We start from the raw sequence: 15,463 nt of genomic DNA on the forward strand, positions 1-15,463 counted from the left end.
GGGCTCTTCAGCAAACATCGTTGCAGCAAGCCCGAGACTCTGTTTCGATTCGGCATCAAAATCTTGATCATCGGCGGTGGACCAGCGGGCTTGCGCGCAGCAGAAGTTGCAGCGGCGGAAGGCGCATCCGTATCCCTCTTCGAAGCCAAGCCATCCGTCGGCCGCAAACTGCTTGTAGCCGGCCGCGGCGGCTTGAATCTCACTCATGCAGAACCGGCAGAACGCTTCCAGACCCGCTACTCGGGAGTTGATCAACCGCAAGATTTCTGGCCTGAGCTATTGGAGGAATTCAGTCCGGCAGACTTGCGGCAATGGGCGGCAGAATTAGGGATCGAAACTTTTGCTGCAAAGACCGGGCGCGTCTATCCGCGTGAACTAAAGGCCGCTCCATTGCTGCGGCGCTGGGTCGAGAGATTGCGTGCTGCAGGAGTAGTTTTCTCGTTGCGCCACCGTTGGACAAGTCTGCAGGCAGGCACGGATTGGCAGGTTGATTTTCAGACCCCGGACGGTCAACGAACTTATCATGCGGATGCGGTCATCCTCGCACTGGGAGGAGGCTCGTGGCCGGAGACCGGTTCTGACGGCGGCTGGGTTGCCGGGCTCGAACAAATGGGTGTATCCGTCGCTCCTTTAGTCTCATCAAATTGCGGCTGGGAACTTCCCTGGTCTCCCGCATTACTGGCATTGGCTGAAGGCAAGCCGCTCAAAAACATCACGGCCCGGGTGGGCGAGCTGACCGCCAAAGGCGAACTGATGGTGACTCGCTACGGACTTGAAGGCGGGATCATCTATCAACTCGGCCCGGCGCTACGGGCGATGAAACAGCCGGCTATCGTGATCGATTTCAAACCGGCCCACACCGTAGACCAACTCATCCGAAAACTTGGCACCTGCCATCGCAATTTCCTCAACGAGGCGCGTTCCCGATGGTCTTTGAGCGATGGCGCCTTTGCCATTTTGGAAGACCTTTCCCAGCGCGAACCATTCACCTCCGCCGAATCACTCGCAGCCACTGCGAAGGCTTGCTCATTGCCACTCACCGGACCGCGTCCTCTGCCGGAAGCGATCTCCTCCGCAGGTGGCGTCCGCTGGAGTGAACTGGATGCCACGCTCATGATACGTCGCTTACCGGGAGTATTCGTGGCGGGCGAGATGATCGACTGGGACGCGCCGACCGGCGGCTACCTGATGCAAGGTTGCTTCGCCACCGGCACGCGGGCCGCTCGCAGTGCCATAAAGTGGCTTCGACGGAGCAGCGTAGCCGGATGAACGTTGACAGCACTCATCCTCGTTGTTTGGCTCATCGTCATGAGTGACCCGCAATCCGCCCCGACGAACCATCCACGCGACCCCCTTCACGGGATCACTTTGGAACACATCGTCACCCAACTTGCCGAACGTCACGGGTGGGATGAGATGGCGCGGCGCATTCCGATCCGGTGTTTCAAGTTTAATCCCAGTGTGAAATCCAGCCTCACCTTCTTGCGCAAAACGCCTTGGGCCCGTGCCAAAGTGGAATCATGGTTCATCTCCGAACTGTGAGATTTGGTGGATTACCACGGAACTGGAAGAGATGGTCGGGACGGTGAGATTTGAACTCACGACCTTCTGAACCCCATTCAGACGCGCTACCAAGCTACGCTACGTCCCGGCCATTTTCTCTCAGGTCAAAAACCTGCGAGGTGGCGAAATAGTAGGTCGTGATTTCCTGATTTCAACAGCTTTTTCAAAATACTTGGAGCCGGTTTAAAGCAGGTTTCCGACGGCTGCCTGGATTTTCCTCGGCCCATCACCGCCTAGTCGCTGGTCCACGGCTTCCAAACGCCGTATCAAATCCACCACTTCTTTGCGCGCATACGGCCCCCCGGCGGCATCACAAAAGTGTGTCCGGCAGCCAAAAGGCCGGTCCGCGTAGATCATGCATTTGCCGGTTTCCGCCTTTAGCAGCGGGCATGAACCATCTTTTGGTTCGGGCAATTCCTTTCGCCCGGTTGCCTTGAATGCCCGGGCTGCCAGCAGCGCTTCCCCTTTGGTGAGCATGGGCGTCAGGCCTGTCAGTTTGAACTGGCAGCATTCAGTGCGCACAGTGCACTGGCGCTCGATCGGCCGTTTGGCCAGTTCGGCATACACTGCCCGCACTTCGGCCACGGCGGCCTGCATCTCTTCTTTGCGCATAAGCGACGATACATTTCAGCCACAGCCGCCACCTCTTGCCAGTTCAATTTTTGCCCACCATCTCCGGCGTCAGTTTTAGGAACAGTTTCTGCCACCCCCGATAAACACCCTGCGGCATCGTCATCTTGCCCGCCTTTTCCAAACCATCTATCTCCTCAATGGTCGCCCCGTCATAATGCCCCACCCAGCCGCACGCATGCTCCCGCGAAGCCAATAAAAACATCTCCAACTCCGCCACCGTGCAACTCAGCGGAAACGTCTCCTCGATCACGATCGGCTTGCCGATATCGAACTGCTTCAAGCACTCCATCTCCTCGCCCGGCTTCTTACTGTCCGGATAGATGTGCACACTGATGAAATCCAACTCAGGCCCGACCGTTCCCGGCAGGAAACCCGACATATGCTTCCAATCCCGCGACCACGGCAACAACCCCACCGTGATCAACGTCTTTTTATCCTGCTTGCGGATGCCTGCCGACAACTGCCTGATCCAAGCCGCCGCGATGTCCTCACGTTTCCGACCCGCCGGATCCAGCGCGATGTATTGCAGGAAATCAAACCCGCCAAAGAGCGAACCAGACGACCACTTGCCCGCCTCCCGCTTGCCGCCCGGTGACAATGGCTCATTGATCAAGTTATAGCAGAATATCGCGTCACTCCCCTTGCCCGCCTGCGCGATGATGCTCCAGAACTTCGCCTGTGCCTCCCATCTCTCTTTCTCGTCCATCGCATCATACCACTTCGGCACATCCGTCGGCCGGTAACACGCCAGCCCCGTCACATCCAGATAGATGCCCACCTCCTCCGCCAGCTTCACCATCCGTTGATACTGCCTGATCGCCTTCGCATTCGGCTTCTCCGGCGACTCCATGAACTTCCCATACTGCAAGTGCACCCGCACCACATTTGCCCCCAACGCCTTCATCTCGCGAAAATCCCCGGCGAACGTCTCCCACTCCTTATCCCAAAAATCCTCCATCAACCGATGATTGTTCCCATAATTCATTCCCCACGGCTTGAACGGTTGCTTCGACTTTGCCGTGATGAATCCCCGCCCCTCCGGCGACACCACGATGCGCTCCAATACTTCAGCTTTTGTCGCAGCCCGGGCGTGGACCGTAAACCAAGTCATCAATAGTGATAGAATCAGAACAAGATGCTTCATGGATGTGCAGATGCTACAGCATCCAAGAAACTTGAGAAGACTACAGTGCAAGCAACATCAGGAACGTCGCTGCTGGAATTCTTCAATATACCCCTTCATCTTCCCATCGATCAAAAACGTCGCCACCGGGATCAGCGACGCCACGAACACCAACGCCCCTCGCCCCATCGGCCACCGCGCCACCCACATCGTCTGCGCCAGCGACACACAAAAGATCACAAATAACAGCCCATGAACGGAACCCACCACCCGCACCGCCATCGGCATATCCGCCGCATACTTCAACGGCATCGCGATCCCCAACAAAACCAGATACGACACCGCCTCCACCAAGGCGATCTTCCGCAAAAATGAAACCGGATTCTTCATACGTGAAACAAAAAACAACCACCCCTCAGACCATACAGAGGCCCTCCCCGTTCACAATAAAATGACAGGCCCAAGCTCAAAGTTCAAAACTCAAAACTCAAAGAAAATTCCCATACAAAAGTTTTATGGTTTCAGAGAAAGATCCGAATCCAAATCCAAAGCATTGGAGCTGAAAAATTGGAACTTCTTTTGAACTTTGAGTTTTGCGCTTTGAACTTTTTCTCTGCCCTAATTCATCTCAAACACCACTTCGCATATGCGGCCCAACGCCTCCCCCTCCCGGCTGCTCTTCTCCCCCTCCCGCAGATGCGTCATGTTCACGAACACCGCAAACGCCAGTTTCCGCCCCTTCTGCGTCGTCATATACCCCGCTAATGCCTTGCTCGTCAGCAACCCCGTACCGTTCAGAGAATTATCCACCACATACGTTCCCGTCTTTGCCATCACCTTCCCCGCCGCCGCATGATTCTTAGAGATTGCCGCCAGCGTACCATCCTTCCCCAAGACCGGCAACGCCGCCTCAAACTCCGCAAAATCTTTCCGTGTGCTCATATAACGCAGCAACTGCACCGTTGCCTTCGGCGTCACCAGATCCGCCCGCGAACCGCCCGCTGCGCCACCGAACGAGATTGCATCCGCCTCCACCCCCGCCTTCAGCAAAAACTTCCGCTGCCACTGCAACCCCTCATTCACTGTTCGCTGCCCCTGCTGCACCGCCACCAAAAGTGGCAGCATCCCCGCATGCTGATTATGACTCACTTTCAAGATAAGCTTCGCATTCTCCCGGAACGGCGGCGAAACCAAGGTCGCCACCGGCGCCAACTTTGCCACCGCCTCACTCGGCGGCAATGCACTCAGATTATTCGTCGCCAAAGGCGAAGCCATCACCATGACACCCGCCGCCTGCAGCGCCTCCACGAACAGCATCCGCGCGTAAGCCGCCGGATCAGCCACATCCGCAATCCGCACCAGCGGCGCATTCGTCGCCGGAATCTGCCCGCGCAATGAATAATATCCACCTCCCTCGCTGCGTACGGTGATGACAGGTTTCCCTTCCGCAATTGTCTCCACCTGCGCATCCACCTGGATGCCCATCGAATGCGGCCGCCACGTCACCTTGGCCTTCTCGCCCTCCTTCCCCGGTGCGATGATAAAATCCACCACGTTATCATTCACCACGATCGGCGTGAGCAGACTCGGCCCGCTCCCCGACCCCTCCGCCTTGTCAAACAAACGGTCATCCACCACCACATCCCCGCTCACCCGCTTGATACCGGCCTTCGCGATCTGCCGCGCCAATTCCTTCAATCCCGCCAAGGGGTCTTGCGGCGTCAACTCATTCGCCGGTGTCCAGTTCGAATAGATATGATCCACGTCCTTGAACGCGATGCGTCCCTGCTCATCCGTGCGCCCGCCCATCGTCGGATCACCACTCGCCACCAGGATCAGATCCCCCTTCAAAACCCCATCCCCCTCCACCTCGCCCCGACGACGGACATGTGTCTTGAACTGATGTCCTTCGCCCAAATACTCCCACGCCGAAGCCGTGGAAAACACCTTGGTCACCGACGCCGGACCAAAGAGCTTTTCCGCATTCACCTCATACACCGTCTCCCCCGTGGCCACATCGGCAAAGAGGATACCCCAATGCGCGTGCCGGTACTCCGGTCGGTCGAGCACCGCCTTGACGCCTTCCGGCAGGGCTTGGGCAGCCGGTAAAATGGATTCCGTGGCGAACAACAGGCCAAGGCACAGCACCGCAAGGTAACGCTGGATCATAAGCTGAATGGGTTGCCGATGGGTCTGGTTTTTAGAACGCGCTCCAGACTACTTGCCCATCACCGCCAGACAAACACTTTCGCCGATGCTTCAGGCACAAAAATCCATGCTTTAGGGCCATTCGGGAGATTTACAGCCGTCTGCAATTCTGCCATACCTTCCGCCATGAAACTCCTGCACGTTGCATTGCCTTTGCTCGTCGCTGCCTGCCTTTCCACCGCCCATGCCGAAACCGTCAAAGACCGCGAAGGCGCGGTCCGCAACGACAAGGCCACCATGGAGAACGACGCGCTCTGGATCTACAACGATTTCGAGAAAGGCTTCGCCGAGGCCAAAAAGACCGGCAAACCCCTGCTCGTCGTGCTCCGTTGCGTCCCCTGCCTCTCCTGCATGGGCCTCGATGCCGAAGTGTTGCAATCCGCCGAATTAAAACCGCTCCTCGGCCAGTTCGTCTGCGTGCGCGTCATCAATGCCAATGCGCTGGACCTCGCCCGCTTCCAATTCGACTACGATCTCTCCTTCTCCACCCTCTTCTTCAATGCCGACGGCACCGTCTATGGTCGTTACGGCTCCTGGACGCACCAGAAAAACCCGCAGGAAAAAGCCACCATCGGTTACCAGCGCGCTCTCGAAGCCGCCTTGGAGATCCATAAAGGTTATCCTGCCAACAAGGCTTCCCTCGCGGGCAAACAAGGCGCTCCTACCCCGTTCAAGACCCCCGTGGAGATGCCTGCGCTCATGCAGAAATACACCCTGGACCTGAACTGGAACGGCAAGGTCGTCGGCAGTTGTGTGCATTGCCATCAGATCGGCGATTCCTACCGCCTCTACTATCGCGATAAAAAACAACCCCTGCCCACCAACCTCATCTACCCGATGCCCCAGACGGAAACGGTCGGCCTCACCATCGCCCCGGACAGCACCGCCAAAGTCGAAGCTGTCATCGCCGGTTCCTACGCCGCGAAAGCCGGTTTCAAGGCGGGTGATGAAATCGTTTCACTGGCCGGCCAGCCGCTCATCTCCATCGCGGACTTCAGTTGGGCACTGCATCGCGCACCTGATGCGGGCAACATCACTGCCGTGGTCAAACGAGGCGGCGCGGAACAATCCCTCACTCTCACCTTGCCCGTCGACTGGCGTCGCAAGACCGACATCGCCCGTCGTGTCGGCACCTGGCCCATGCGCGGCATGGCCACCGGTGGCATGGTCCTGGAAGATCTGGCCGATGCGGATCGCACCTCCCGCGGTCTGCCCAAGACCGGCATGGCACTTCGCGTCAAGAGTGTGGGCAAGTTCGGCAAACACGCCGCCGCCAAAAACAACGGTTTCCAGCCGGAAGACGTCATCCTCCAGATCGCCGGCATCACCACCCGCCTGACGGAAGGCGAATTGATCGGCTACCTCCTGCAACGGCATACGGAAGGCCAGAAAGTCAAAGCCACCGTATTGCGTGGCGCGCAAAGAGTGGAACTGAACCTGCCCATGCAGTAAGCCTCACTCCTCCGCGATCAGCTCACCATACGCCCGCGGCCCAAAGTACTCGTATCCTTTGGATTCCAAGGCCGTGCCCATCAGCATGGCATGGATGAACCCGTTCCACTCCACCTGGCGGGTGTGCAGAACCGCCTTCTCGGGATTCTCCCGCAGGATAAATTTCACCCGGCCATCCAATGCCGTGTGCCGCTGCCAGTTCGCCGTCAACTCCTTCTCGAACGACAGACTCGTCCCCAAATCCTTGAGCATCGCGTGGCTCCGCCCCCAAGTGCCGCCAGACTCACTCACGAATGTCTTGCCGTTCAACAAAGCGATGCTGTCGTGATATGCCAGCACGCAGAGATAGCGTCGGGTGCCACCCTTCAGCCACGCCGTGAGTTTGCCCGCATGGTCTTGTGCGGCGTTATAGGCGTAATTACTGTCCAGAAACGCGATCCGCTCCACCTCATCCGGGATGCGTTCAAGGCCGTTCAGGTAGCCAAACATGAAACTTCCACCCCCGCTATGACCAGTCAGCACCAATCGCGCCTTCGGATATCGCGCCTGCACCGACTCCACAAAGCCACGAATGCGTTTGTTATCTGGATCGTTTTTCCTCCGCCACGTCGGCCATGATTTATCGGCATTCTCGAAGTAAGCGATGACCCAATTCACATTGGTCTCCTGCGCCCGCAACCACCGCATCTGCGCACCAATGTGCTGGATATCGAAATGCCAGTCATCCCCCGGCTTCAGTTTGCGCCCGATGGTCTGTTCGATGGTGTTGCCGTTGGGCAGCGCGTAGAAGATCAGTCGCACGGGTTTATTCGTAGCCAGAAGAGCCGGTGAATTGATCACCACTCGAACACCAGGATCGAAGGTGATCGTCTCATTTTTCTCAGCGACAGCAGTCTGCGGGGCGGAAACCTCTTTTACTTTCGCCAACACTTCATAGCGGGTCGTCTTGAACACTCCTTCATCACTGAGCAAAGCGGCCAAACCAGCATCTGCCAGCACGCTTTCCGCCATAGTCTTCACGCCATCCAAGAGCATCGTGCGTTGCACGAAACGGATGCCGTGGCTGTAGTCAATCCACACATCCGCATGGCCGAGGTAAAGCGGCTGGATGGGTTTGCCGACCGCTTGGTGCCAACCGTAAATGGCCACCTTGCCCGGAGACGCCGCCAATCGCGGGGTGATGACCACATCTTTCTTATGACCGGCCACGAGTGAACCCAAAGGGTACTGGACCATGAGCTTGAGCCGTTGTGAGCGCACGGTTTCATTGTACTGTTGAAAGACCGGCACCGTGGTCATCGCTTCACTGGGAGCTATCGACGTGGGCACCAGTTTGAGCGGGGCGGCAGTGTAGATGTCATTCACCATCTGGCGCGTGGGTAACATCCAGCCAAATTCATCAGCCAGTGTCTGCGCCAACTGCGGTGAGATGGGCGCGAGGAAATAATCCGCGTCACTCCCGAGAGCGAGGTAATCCGGGGCGACCTGATAGGCCACGCGCCGCTCCTGACCGCCCAACTGTTTCACGATCTCCACCGTCGCAAAGCGCCGCCAATAATCCGGCACATTGCCAAGCTGTACCTGGGCTTCAATGAATTGCTCGCGCGCAGCGAGGTCCAGCCCTTCGATGCGTGACACGATCTCACTGCCTTTAAGCGCATCCGCCGCGCGCGGTGGCAAGGTGAATTCAGCCGTCCAGCCAGTCAGCAGACCGGAGAGGAACAGCCAACAGACATGCCAGCAAAAATTCATAACGCCATCAAAGCTTCGGATCTTTCTCCAGATTGGCGCGCAACGTCTCGGCGGACACTTCCCCTTCCCACCGGCTGATCACCACCGTCGCCACTCCGTTGCCGATGAGATTCGTGATCGCCCGGCATTCGCTCATGAAACGGTCAATGCCAACCAATAGTCCTAGCGAGGCGATGGGTATGGTGGGCACGACTGCGAGTGTCGCGGCCAGCGTCACAAAGCCCGCTCCCGTCACACCACTGGCACCCTTGGAAGAAACCATCGCGACCAGCAGCAAGGCGATCTGCTGTTTCAGATCCAAGGGTGTGTTCGTAGCTTGCGCCAGAAACACGGCGGCCATGGACATATAGATGTTTGTGCCGTCAAGGTTGAAGCTGTAACCCGTGGGAATGACGAGGCCGACGGTAGATTTGGAACAACCGAGTTTCTGCATCTTCTGCAGCATCCCCGGGAGTGCGGTCTCCGAAGAACTGGTGCCCAGGACCAAGAGCAACTCTTCTTTGATATACGTGAGAAACTTGAATACGGAAAACCCCGCCATCGCTGCGATGCCACCCAGCACGACCACCACAAAAACGCCCGCCGTAGCGTAAAAACCGATCATCAACTCGATCAGATTGCCCAATGATTTGACGCCATGCTGCCCCACAGTATACGCCATCGCTCCGAAGGCGCCGATCGGCGCAGCTTTCACCACGATGCGCATGACACCAAAAAATACATGGGAAGCCGTCTCGATCGCGTTTAATACGGGTATCCGTTTTTCACCCATGGCACCAATCGCGAAAGCGACCAGGCCGGACACCAGCAAGACTTGCAGGAGATCTCCTTTCGCAAACGCATCCACCATCGTGTTCGGGATGATGTTCAGCAGGAATTTCACCGTAGTCTGGTCTTCCGCGCGATGGACGTAGTCTTGTGTCTTGGAGGCATCCAACGTCTTGGGGTCCACGTTGAAACCTGCACCAGGTTGCAAAACATTGACCACTACCAGACCGATCACCAAAGCCAATGTCGAAACCACCTCAAAATACAAAAGCGTCTTGAAACCCACACGCCCAAGTTTCTTCATATCGGTCATGGAAGCGATGCCATGGACGACGGTGCAGAAGATGATGGGAGCGATCATCATCTTGATGAGTTTGATGAAGCCAAGCCCGAGGGGTTCTAGTTTCTTACCGAAATCAGGCCAGAAATGGCCGATCACAATGCCCAGCGCGACCGCGATCAGCACTTGGACGTACAGGACTTTATACCAAGGCTTCTTTTCCGGAATAATGGCCGGCTCGGCGGCCGGGGAAGTAGTCGTGCTCAAGCGTGTATATCAAATGGCTAATTTCAAAAAGCCTAATGAGGTCAACCAGACATGACAATGCTTTGCGTGAAATTTGTGGGTCTTCTTAATTCTCTCTTTGTCACGGCAGGGACATCCGAAGATGGCCCACCGTTTTCAACCGTGGTTTAATAGCCTGGAAGTTTCCCAGACTCGGAGGGACGAAAGAAGCTAAACGCTTTGCCAGCTCGCAACAGAGTTCGTAACTGTTCCTAAATCAATTCTGACAACTCTACCGAAGGGCTTGTCTGCTCATTAAATTCCTTAAGACAAGCTTGCAACTGCGCCTTGGTGTAGCGCCTCCGGATATCCTCCATCGCCTTGGTCGCCAGTTGGTCACAGCGTTCGTTCTCTGCGTGACCGGCGTGACCTTTGACCCAGTGCCAGCTCACCTTGTGACGGGCCACGGCTTCATCCAGCATCCGCCACAGATCGGCATTCTTCACCGGCTCTTTCGTCTTCGTCTTCCAACCGTTGCGCTTCCAGCCATGCATCCACGCCGTCACGCCATTCTTCACATATTGGGAATCCGTGTGAAACTCCACCTCACAGGGCCGGTTCAAGGCATTCAACGCTTCGATGGCTCCCGTCAACTCCATGCGATTGTTCGTCGTGGCCGGCACGCCCCCGCTCACTTCACGCGTATGTTTGCCCCATACCAGCACCGCCGCCCAACCACCCGGCCCCGGATTACCCTGACAGCCGCCATCGGAATGGATGACGACCTTTTGCAGTTCAGTATTGGAACCTAAAAACACAGTGATTGGTTAAGTGCGTGAATCCGTTAAAACGGTAGGGCCCGCTGTCCCCAGCGGGCCGCTGCCATAACATACTGACATCCCAAAGAACTTCGAAGGACGAATGCAATCAAAGCTTAGAAATTCGTATCCGCATCCTTCAGATCCAGTTCCTTGATCCACGCATTTCTATACCGCACATCATGGCCCTCCGCTTGCAGCTTCAATCCCTGCGGCGTGTCCGTGATCCCCTTGCCCCCGTCATTGCCGCCATCCACGCCCGAGTTCGCTCCGCCCCAGACTTTCTGGATCTGCACGTTGTCATGCACTTTCTTGCCGTTAAAATACATCGTCACCATCGCCTTCTCCACCAGCTTGCCATCCTTGAAACGGGCAGCACGGAACACGATGTCATAGGAGTTCCACTTGCCAAGTCCGGCGAAGCTGTCATACGGCGAATCCGTCTCATTGATCACTGCGCCCATGCCATGCTTGGTCTTGTCGCCTTCTTGGATCTGGATCTCATAACGATTCTGCAGATACACGCCGCTGTTGCCTTTAGGATTCACCACGAGGAATTCGATGTGCAGACGGAAATCGCGATACGCCTTCTTCGTCAGGATATCTGCCGCACCATACTTGCCACCAGCGGCAGCAGGGTCATCCGTCATCACCACCGTACCCTTGTCCACCGGATCATCCACGATCTTCCATTTGATGGGCAGCGAAGAACCAAACCGCGGCCCTTCCCAATACGTCCACTTCTCATCCAACATCTTGCGTGAGCCATCGATGATGACTTCCGCACCTTCAATCGGCTTCGCACCGAGGCCGATGTTCTTATCGGCGGCAACCGCGCCGGATTGGAAAGTAAGCATCGCCGCCAGCAGCGGCACAAAGGAAAGGGCTTTCAGGCTTTTCATCGTGTGAATGATGGCAGGATGATGCCACGTGCTGTTCATTCAAGCAACATCCAAGCTTGCACTGCCGCCAATGCCTGCCAACACTTTCATTATCCACACTAAAGCGATGAAAGCGATTTTCACGGCGTTGTTCGCCCTCATGATGATGGGCAGCCAGCTCAAGGCAGCTGACTCCACCACGTCCCTGCTCTCCAACGGCAATTTCGAATCCGACCGTAAATCCAAAGGCTGGCCTGATGACTGGCCGCAATCCAAGGAAGCCACTTGGGAGGTGGAAGATGGCAATCACTTCCTGCGCCTGAAAGTGGGCGAACCGCTCAAGCTCGTCATGGTCTATCGCCCGGTCAATTTGAAGCCCGAGCACAAGCGCCTGCAACTGACCTTCCGTGCCCGTTACACCGATGTGAAACGCGGCAAGGATTCCTGGCACGATGCCCGCATCCTGCTCGATTTCAAGGATGCCGCCGGCAAGAAGATGAAATCCACCGCCAAGGCCCCTTACTTCAACGGCACCTCGAAAGACTGGCGCGATGTGAAAGTAGAGTTGGATGTGCCCGAAGGTGCGAAGATGCTGGAATTCATGCCCTCACTCTTCCAAGCCCAGAGCGGTGTCTTTGACTTGGATGACATCCAGATCATCCCCATCGCCACAGTTGCCGCCACCACGGCGGTGGCACCTGCACTCGCTCCAGTTAAGGTGCAAGGCGGCAGCAAACCGCCCGAGCCATTGAAAGTCGTGGGCAATCAGGTGCAGACCGTCAGCGGCAAGGTCATCCAGCTTCAGGGCGTGAACGTGCCCAGCCTCGAATGGTCCACGCGCGGTGAGAACGTGCTGCGCTCCATCACCGTGGCCCTCGACGACTGGAAGGCCAATGTCATCCGCCTGCCCGTCAAAGCCGATCGCTGGTTCGGCAAAGGCAGCGATCAAAAAGACGAGGGCAAAGCCTACCGTGAACTCGTGGATCAAGCCATCGAAGCCGCCGAGACACGCTCGGCATATCTCATCCTCGACCTGCACCATTACCGCGCGCCAAAGGAAGAATGCCTCGCCTTCTGGCGTGATGCCGCGGTCAGATACAAGAATCGTCCCACGGTTCTCTTCGGCCTCCTGAATGAACCACACGGCATCTCCTGGGAAATCTGGAAGAATGGCGGGGTGGTGGAAGAAAAAGCCAAATCGGCCGCACCCACTGAGAACAATGAGAAGCATACCACCTTCACTTCACCAGGCATGCAGAAACTCGTTGATGCCATTCGTGAAACAGGTGCGAATAACGTCCTGCTCGCGGGCGGGCTCGATTGGGCTTACGACCTCTCCGGCATCTTGAAAGGTTTCGCCCTCACCGATAAATCCGGCCACGGCATCATCTACGACACCCACGTCTACCCGTGGAAATCCGGCTGGCAGGAGAAGTTCCTCAACGTGGCTGAAAAACATCCCGTCTTGCTGGGTGAGGTCGGTTGCGACAGCAAGCCCATGTCTTTCATCCCGCCGGAGCAACACAAGGATCCTTATGCCTGGGCGCCAAACATGCTCGCGTGCATACAGGAGCACAAGCTGCACTGGACGGCCTGGAGTTTTCATCCAAGCGCCACCCCACGAGTCATCCAGGACTGGGATTACAACCCCACACCATTTTGGGGTGCTTTCGTGCGTTCCGCCTTGAATGGCGGCGCTTTCAAAGGGACCAAGAAGTATTGAAGCAGCATACAGACTTGACGGTATAAGAATAGAAGGACATGTTTTCCCTCAAGGAAGGTCCGCGAAGTTTTCCTGGATATCTCCCAAATCAAAGGAACTAAGACATCAAGAGAATCATGACCCTCAAGAATCTGCTGCTAATCCTCTTACTAAGCCTTTCCACCGCCCTGCTGTGCGGGTGTGCCAGCGTCAGTAAAACGGAGATCGAGCAAGCGCGTTTCGACCCGGTGCCGGCCAACATCGAGACGTTGATCAAGCAGGACATGGGCACCCGCCTGAACGACCCGTATTCCGCCGTGTATGAATTCGGCACCCCTCGACGTGGGTTCTCTCAAGATGGTTTCGCCGTGGGCGGCAAGAAGCGGCTTGGCTACATCATTCCCATACAGGTGAATGCCAAAAACCTGTACGGTGCGTATGTAGGGTATGCGGATGAGTATTATCTATGGACGGAAGGTCAACTGTTCTTCATCTCTGGACTCAAGAAGAGCGGCATGGCCAAGTATATAGAGTGATGAAGGGCCGGGGGGAATTAGCTCGTAAGTTTCGCGTCTATGGCTAAGCATAGACCGCAAAGAAATCATATAGATGGCACTTAAATTAAAACAAAGTCAGGTCTGGAAACTCGGCAACAGCTACCTCCGCATCGTCAAGCTGGAGCGCCTGTCCGTGGAATACAAGGACATGCCCTCCCCCAAGACTCATCTGGGAACACACCACAAACTGACCAAGAAAGAATTCTGCCGGTTGATCAAGGATGCCGTGTTGCTGAATGATAAAGGTGTCCCGCCCATCGCACCGAGAGAGAAACCGACAGCCGATCGACCAAAAACGTTGCCGACCGCTTTGCGGAAAAACCACCTGCCGACCGGATCGACGCGCAATCAGGGATAATCCGCAGGCAAATAGGATGTCGTAGAAAATTCTTGTCCTAGATTCGGCGCAGTTACCATCCGTGCAAGGAGGGACTGGGCATGACCGTCAATCAAGGCAGAATCACCATCTCATGGCCCGGCAAAGCCAGCGGGTTCGCACTGGAACACACCACCAGTGATCAGTCTGACATGAAGTTCTACCGTCTCCGTAGAACCCCCTGACCATTCTCATCTCACGGTTGTGCGTTTTCTTTGAAAAATTTCACTATGAGCTCAGGCCCCTTGTCCGGAAACTTGTGTCCACCGTCGTGTAGGTAAACGACGACGGGGGCACCTATTTTGGAAAGATATTGCGTGGCTCCATTTTCATCCTTCCACGGCTTGCCATCTCCGCATTGGTTGAATTCGCGCAAGCGGTCAATCGTGGACTTCTGCCAGGCGAACTTTACCAAGGGGTCATTCTCCGCACCCAAATGCAAGAAGGGTTGTGGCTTGGGTGCCATATTGGCTACGGCACTAGCAGATTTCTCAACTGCAGAGGCTTTGTCAGCTGGATTGGAACGTGCAGCTTCGTCCTTGGGAACTGAGTAGGCCGTTGATTTTTGATCCAGACTCAATTCACGCCCAATGGCACTCGCCGCGGCAGCAGATGGAGCATAGGCCGCGAAGTGTTCACCGCGCGTAGCCCAGAGAAGATAGGTGAAACCGCCGCCATTGGAATGTCCCGTGGAATACATCCGTTTCCCATCCACCTTGTAATCCTTCTTCAGGCTCGTAAGCATGGCATCAAAGAATTTCAGGTCACGATCCCCTTGGGCTCCAGCCCCATGCTGCCAACCCGGTTTCTTTCCTTCAGGATCGGTCAGACGTCCCGGCGTGTTCAACCCTTGCGGATATACCACGATAGCCTCAGGCCAAAGCGTGTGAATGCGAAATGTGCGGACAGTATTCTGCATGCTGCCAGCGTGACCGTGGAACACAAACACCACCGGCGCAGTATTCGTTTTCGCCCTTTCAGGCACATACACCAGCGCTTCACGCACCACCTCATCCACCTTCCATTCACGTCGCACCAAGTCTTCTGCTGCCGACCCCCTTTGATGAACCAGCAACACCAGCAACAGCAATGTCAGGAAACTGCGGCGCGATATCTTCATACGTC

General features: G+C 56.3%; 15 protein-coding genes and 1 tRNA gene. 6 read left to right on the plus strand and 10 right to left on the minus strand.

Annotated features, from left to right (window positions below; translation table 11 throughout):
• The first annotated feature begins 63 nt into the window (after positions 1–63).
• Both VGH19_19455 and VGH19_19460 read left to right on the plus strand, forming a co-directional pair.
• Positions 64–1,269: a TIGR03862 family flavoprotein gene (locus tag VGH19_19455; protein ID HEY1173551.1), complete on the plus strand. Its 1,206-nt coding sequence runs from the start codon at positions 64–66 to the stop codon at positions 1,267–1,269.
• Positions 1,270–1,308: 39 nt separating this feature from the next.
• Positions 1,309–1,542, plus strand: a complete 234-nt coding sequence (locus VGH19_19460; GenBank protein HEY1173552.1) for a VF530 family protein — start codon at positions 1,309–1,311, stop codon at positions 1,540–1,542.
• Between the two features lie 32 nt (positions 1,543–1,574).
• Here VGH19_19460 and VGH19_19465 read toward each other — a convergent pair.
• From VGH19_19465 to dacB, 5 genes are all read right to left on the minus strand, one after another.
• Positions 1,575–1,651, minus strand: a tRNA-Pro gene (locus VGH19_19465).
• Positions 1,652–1,746: 95 nt separating this feature from the next.
• A complete protein-coding gene (locus tag VGH19_19470; protein ID HEY1173553.1) occupies positions 1,747–2,175 on the minus strand; it encodes a YkgJ family cysteine cluster protein in 429 nt (142 codons plus the stop codon).
• Between the two features lie 43 nt (positions 2,176–2,218).
• Complete coding sequence (locus VGH19_19475) at positions 2,219–3,340, minus strand: cellulase family glycosylhydrolase (GenBank protein HEY1173554.1); 1,122 nt, start codon at positions 3,338–3,340, stop codon at positions 2,219–2,221.
• A 57-nt stretch (positions 3,341–3,397) separates the two neighbouring features.
• Positions 3,398–3,709 carry a DUF3817 domain-containing protein gene (locus tag VGH19_19480; GenBank protein ID HEY1173555.1) on the minus strand — a complete coding sequence of 104 codons (312 nt, stop codon included), beginning with the start codon at positions 3,707–3,709 and terminating at the stop codon, positions 3,398–3,400.
• Positions 3,710–3,937: 228 nt separating this feature from the next.
• Positions 3,938–5,488 carry a D-alanyl-D-alanine carboxypeptidase/D-alanyl-D-alanine-endopeptidase gene (gene dacB, locus VGH19_19485; GenBank protein HEY1173556.1) on the minus strand — a complete coding sequence of 517 codons (1,551 nt, stop codon included), beginning with the start codon at positions 5,486–5,488 and terminating at the stop codon, positions 3,938–3,940.
• A gap of 165 nt (positions 5,489–5,653) precedes the next feature.
• Here dacB and VGH19_19490 point away from each other — a divergent pair, with 165 nt between their 5' ends.
• Positions 5,654–6,979 carry a Trx7/PDZ domain-containing (seleno)protein gene (locus VGH19_19490; GenBank protein HEY1173557.1) on the plus strand — a complete coding sequence of 442 codons (1,326 nt, stop codon included), beginning with the start codon at positions 5,654–5,656 and terminating at the stop codon, positions 6,977–6,979.
• A gap of 3 nt (positions 6,980–6,982) precedes the next feature.
• On the opposite strand, the gene VGH19_19495 is transcribed toward VGH19_19490, so the two are convergent.
• The 4 genes from VGH19_19495 to VGH19_19510 all read right to left on the minus strand — a co-directional run bounded on the left by VGH19_19495 (position 6,983) and on the right by VGH19_19510 (position 11,679).
• Positions 6,983–8,731 (minus strand): hypothetical protein, encoded by a 1,749-nt coding sequence (locus VGH19_19495; protein ID HEY1173558.1) that lies wholly within the window; start codon positions 8,729–8,731, stop codon positions 6,983–6,985.
• 7 nt (positions 8,732–8,738) lie between these two features.
• On the minus strand, positions 8,739–10,046 hold the full coding sequence (locus tag VGH19_19500) for a dicarboxylate/amino acid:cation symporter (GenBank protein HEY1173559.1): 1,308 nt from the start codon (positions 10,044–10,046) through the stop codon (positions 8,739–8,741).
• Between the two features lie 230 nt (positions 10,047–10,276).
• A complete protein-coding gene (gene rnhA / locus VGH19_19505) occupies positions 10,277–10,822 on the minus strand; it encodes a ribonuclease HI (protein HEY1173560.1) in 546 nt (181 codons plus the stop codon).
• Positions 10,823–10,938: 116 nt separating this feature from the next.
• Positions 10,939–11,679, minus strand: coding sequence for a DUF1080 domain-containing protein (locus tag VGH19_19510; GenBank protein HEY1173561.1), 741 nt, complete (start codon positions 11,677–11,679; stop codon positions 10,939–10,941).
• A gap of 151 nt (positions 11,680–11,830) precedes the next feature.
• Between VGH19_19510 and VGH19_19515 the strand changes: the two genes are divergently transcribed.
• The 3 genes from VGH19_19515 to VGH19_19525 all read left to right on the plus strand — a co-directional run bounded on the left by VGH19_19515 (position 11,831) and on the right by VGH19_19525 (position 14,320).
• Complete coding sequence (locus VGH19_19515; protein HEY1173562.1) at positions 11,831–13,426, plus strand: cellulase family glycosylhydrolase; 1,596 nt, start codon at positions 11,831–11,833, stop codon at positions 13,424–13,426.
• A 116-nt stretch (positions 13,427–13,542) separates the two neighbouring features.
• Positions 13,543–13,941 (plus strand): hypothetical protein, encoded by a 399-nt coding sequence (locus VGH19_19520; protein HEY1173563.1) that lies wholly within the window; start codon positions 13,543–13,545, stop codon positions 13,939–13,941.
• A 73-nt stretch (positions 13,942–14,014) separates the two neighbouring features.
• The gene (locus VGH19_19525) at positions 14,015–14,320 is read left to right on the plus strand and encodes a hypothetical protein (protein ID HEY1173564.1); all 306 of its coding nucleotides are present in this window, start codon (positions 14,015–14,017) and stop codon (positions 14,318–14,320) included.
• A gap of 214 nt (positions 14,321–14,534) precedes the next feature.
• On the opposite strand, the gene VGH19_19530 is transcribed toward VGH19_19525, so the two are convergent.
• Positions 14,535–15,458 (minus strand): prolyl oligopeptidase family serine peptidase, encoded by a 924-nt coding sequence (locus tag VGH19_19530; GenBank protein ID HEY1173565.1) that lies wholly within the window; start codon positions 15,456–15,458, stop codon positions 14,535–14,537.
• Positions 15,459–15,463 lie beyond the last annotated feature (5 nt).

Source organism: Verrucomicrobiia bacterium (assembly GCA_036405135.1).
Taxonomy (GTDB): Bacteria; Verrucomicrobiota; Verrucomicrobiia; order Limisphaerales; family JAEYXS01; genus JAEYXS01.

Excerpts from the sequence above, each read along its gene's own strand:
- VGH19_19495 (HEY1173558.1), bottom strand. The coding sequence starts at position 8,731 with ATGAATTTTTGCTGGCATGTCTGTTGGCTGTTCCTCTCCGGTCTGCTG.
- VGH19_19525 (HEY1173564.1), top strand. The coding sequence starts at position 14,015 with ATGGCACTTAAATTAAAACAAAGTCAGGTCTGGAAACTCGGCAACAGC.
- VGH19_19480 (HEY1173555.1), bottom strand. The coding sequence starts at position 3,709 with ATGAAGAATCCGGTTTCATTTTTGCGGAAGATCGCCTTGGTGGAGGCG.
- VGH19_19460 (HEY1173552.1), top strand. The coding sequence starts at position 1,309 with ATGAGTGACCCGCAATCCGCCCCGACGAACCATCCACGCGACCCCCTT.
- VGH19_19475 (HEY1173554.1), bottom strand. The coding sequence starts at position 3,340 with ATGAAGCATCTTGTTCTGATTCTATCACTATTGATGACTTGGTTTACG.
- VGH19_19490 (HEY1173557.1), top strand. The coding sequence starts at position 5,654 with ATGAAACTCCTGCACGTTGCATTGCCTTTGCTCGTCGCTGCCTGCCTT.
- VGH19_19530 (HEY1173565.1), bottom strand. The coding sequence starts at position 15,458 with ATGAAGATATCGCGCCGCAGTTTCCTGACATTGCTGTTGCTGGTGTTG.
- VGH19_19520 (HEY1173563.1), top strand. The coding sequence starts at position 13,543 with ATGACCCTCAAGAATCTGCTGCTAATCCTCTTACTAAGCCTTTCCACC.
- VGH19_19515 (HEY1173562.1), top strand. The coding sequence starts at position 11,831 with ATGAAAGCGATTTTCACGGCGTTGTTCGCCCTCATGATGATGGGCAGC.
- VGH19_19510 (HEY1173561.1), bottom strand. The coding sequence starts at position 11,679 with ATGCTTACTTTCCAATCCGGCGCGGTTGCCGCCGATAAGAACATCGGC.
- dacB (HEY1173556.1), bottom strand. The coding sequence starts at position 5,488 with ATGATCCAGCGTTACCTTGCGGTGCTGTGCCTTGGCCTGTTGTTCGCC.
- VGH19_19470 (HEY1173553.1), bottom strand. The coding sequence starts at position 2,175 with ATGCGCAAAGAAGAGATGCAGGCCGCCGTGGCCGAAGTGCGGGCAGTG.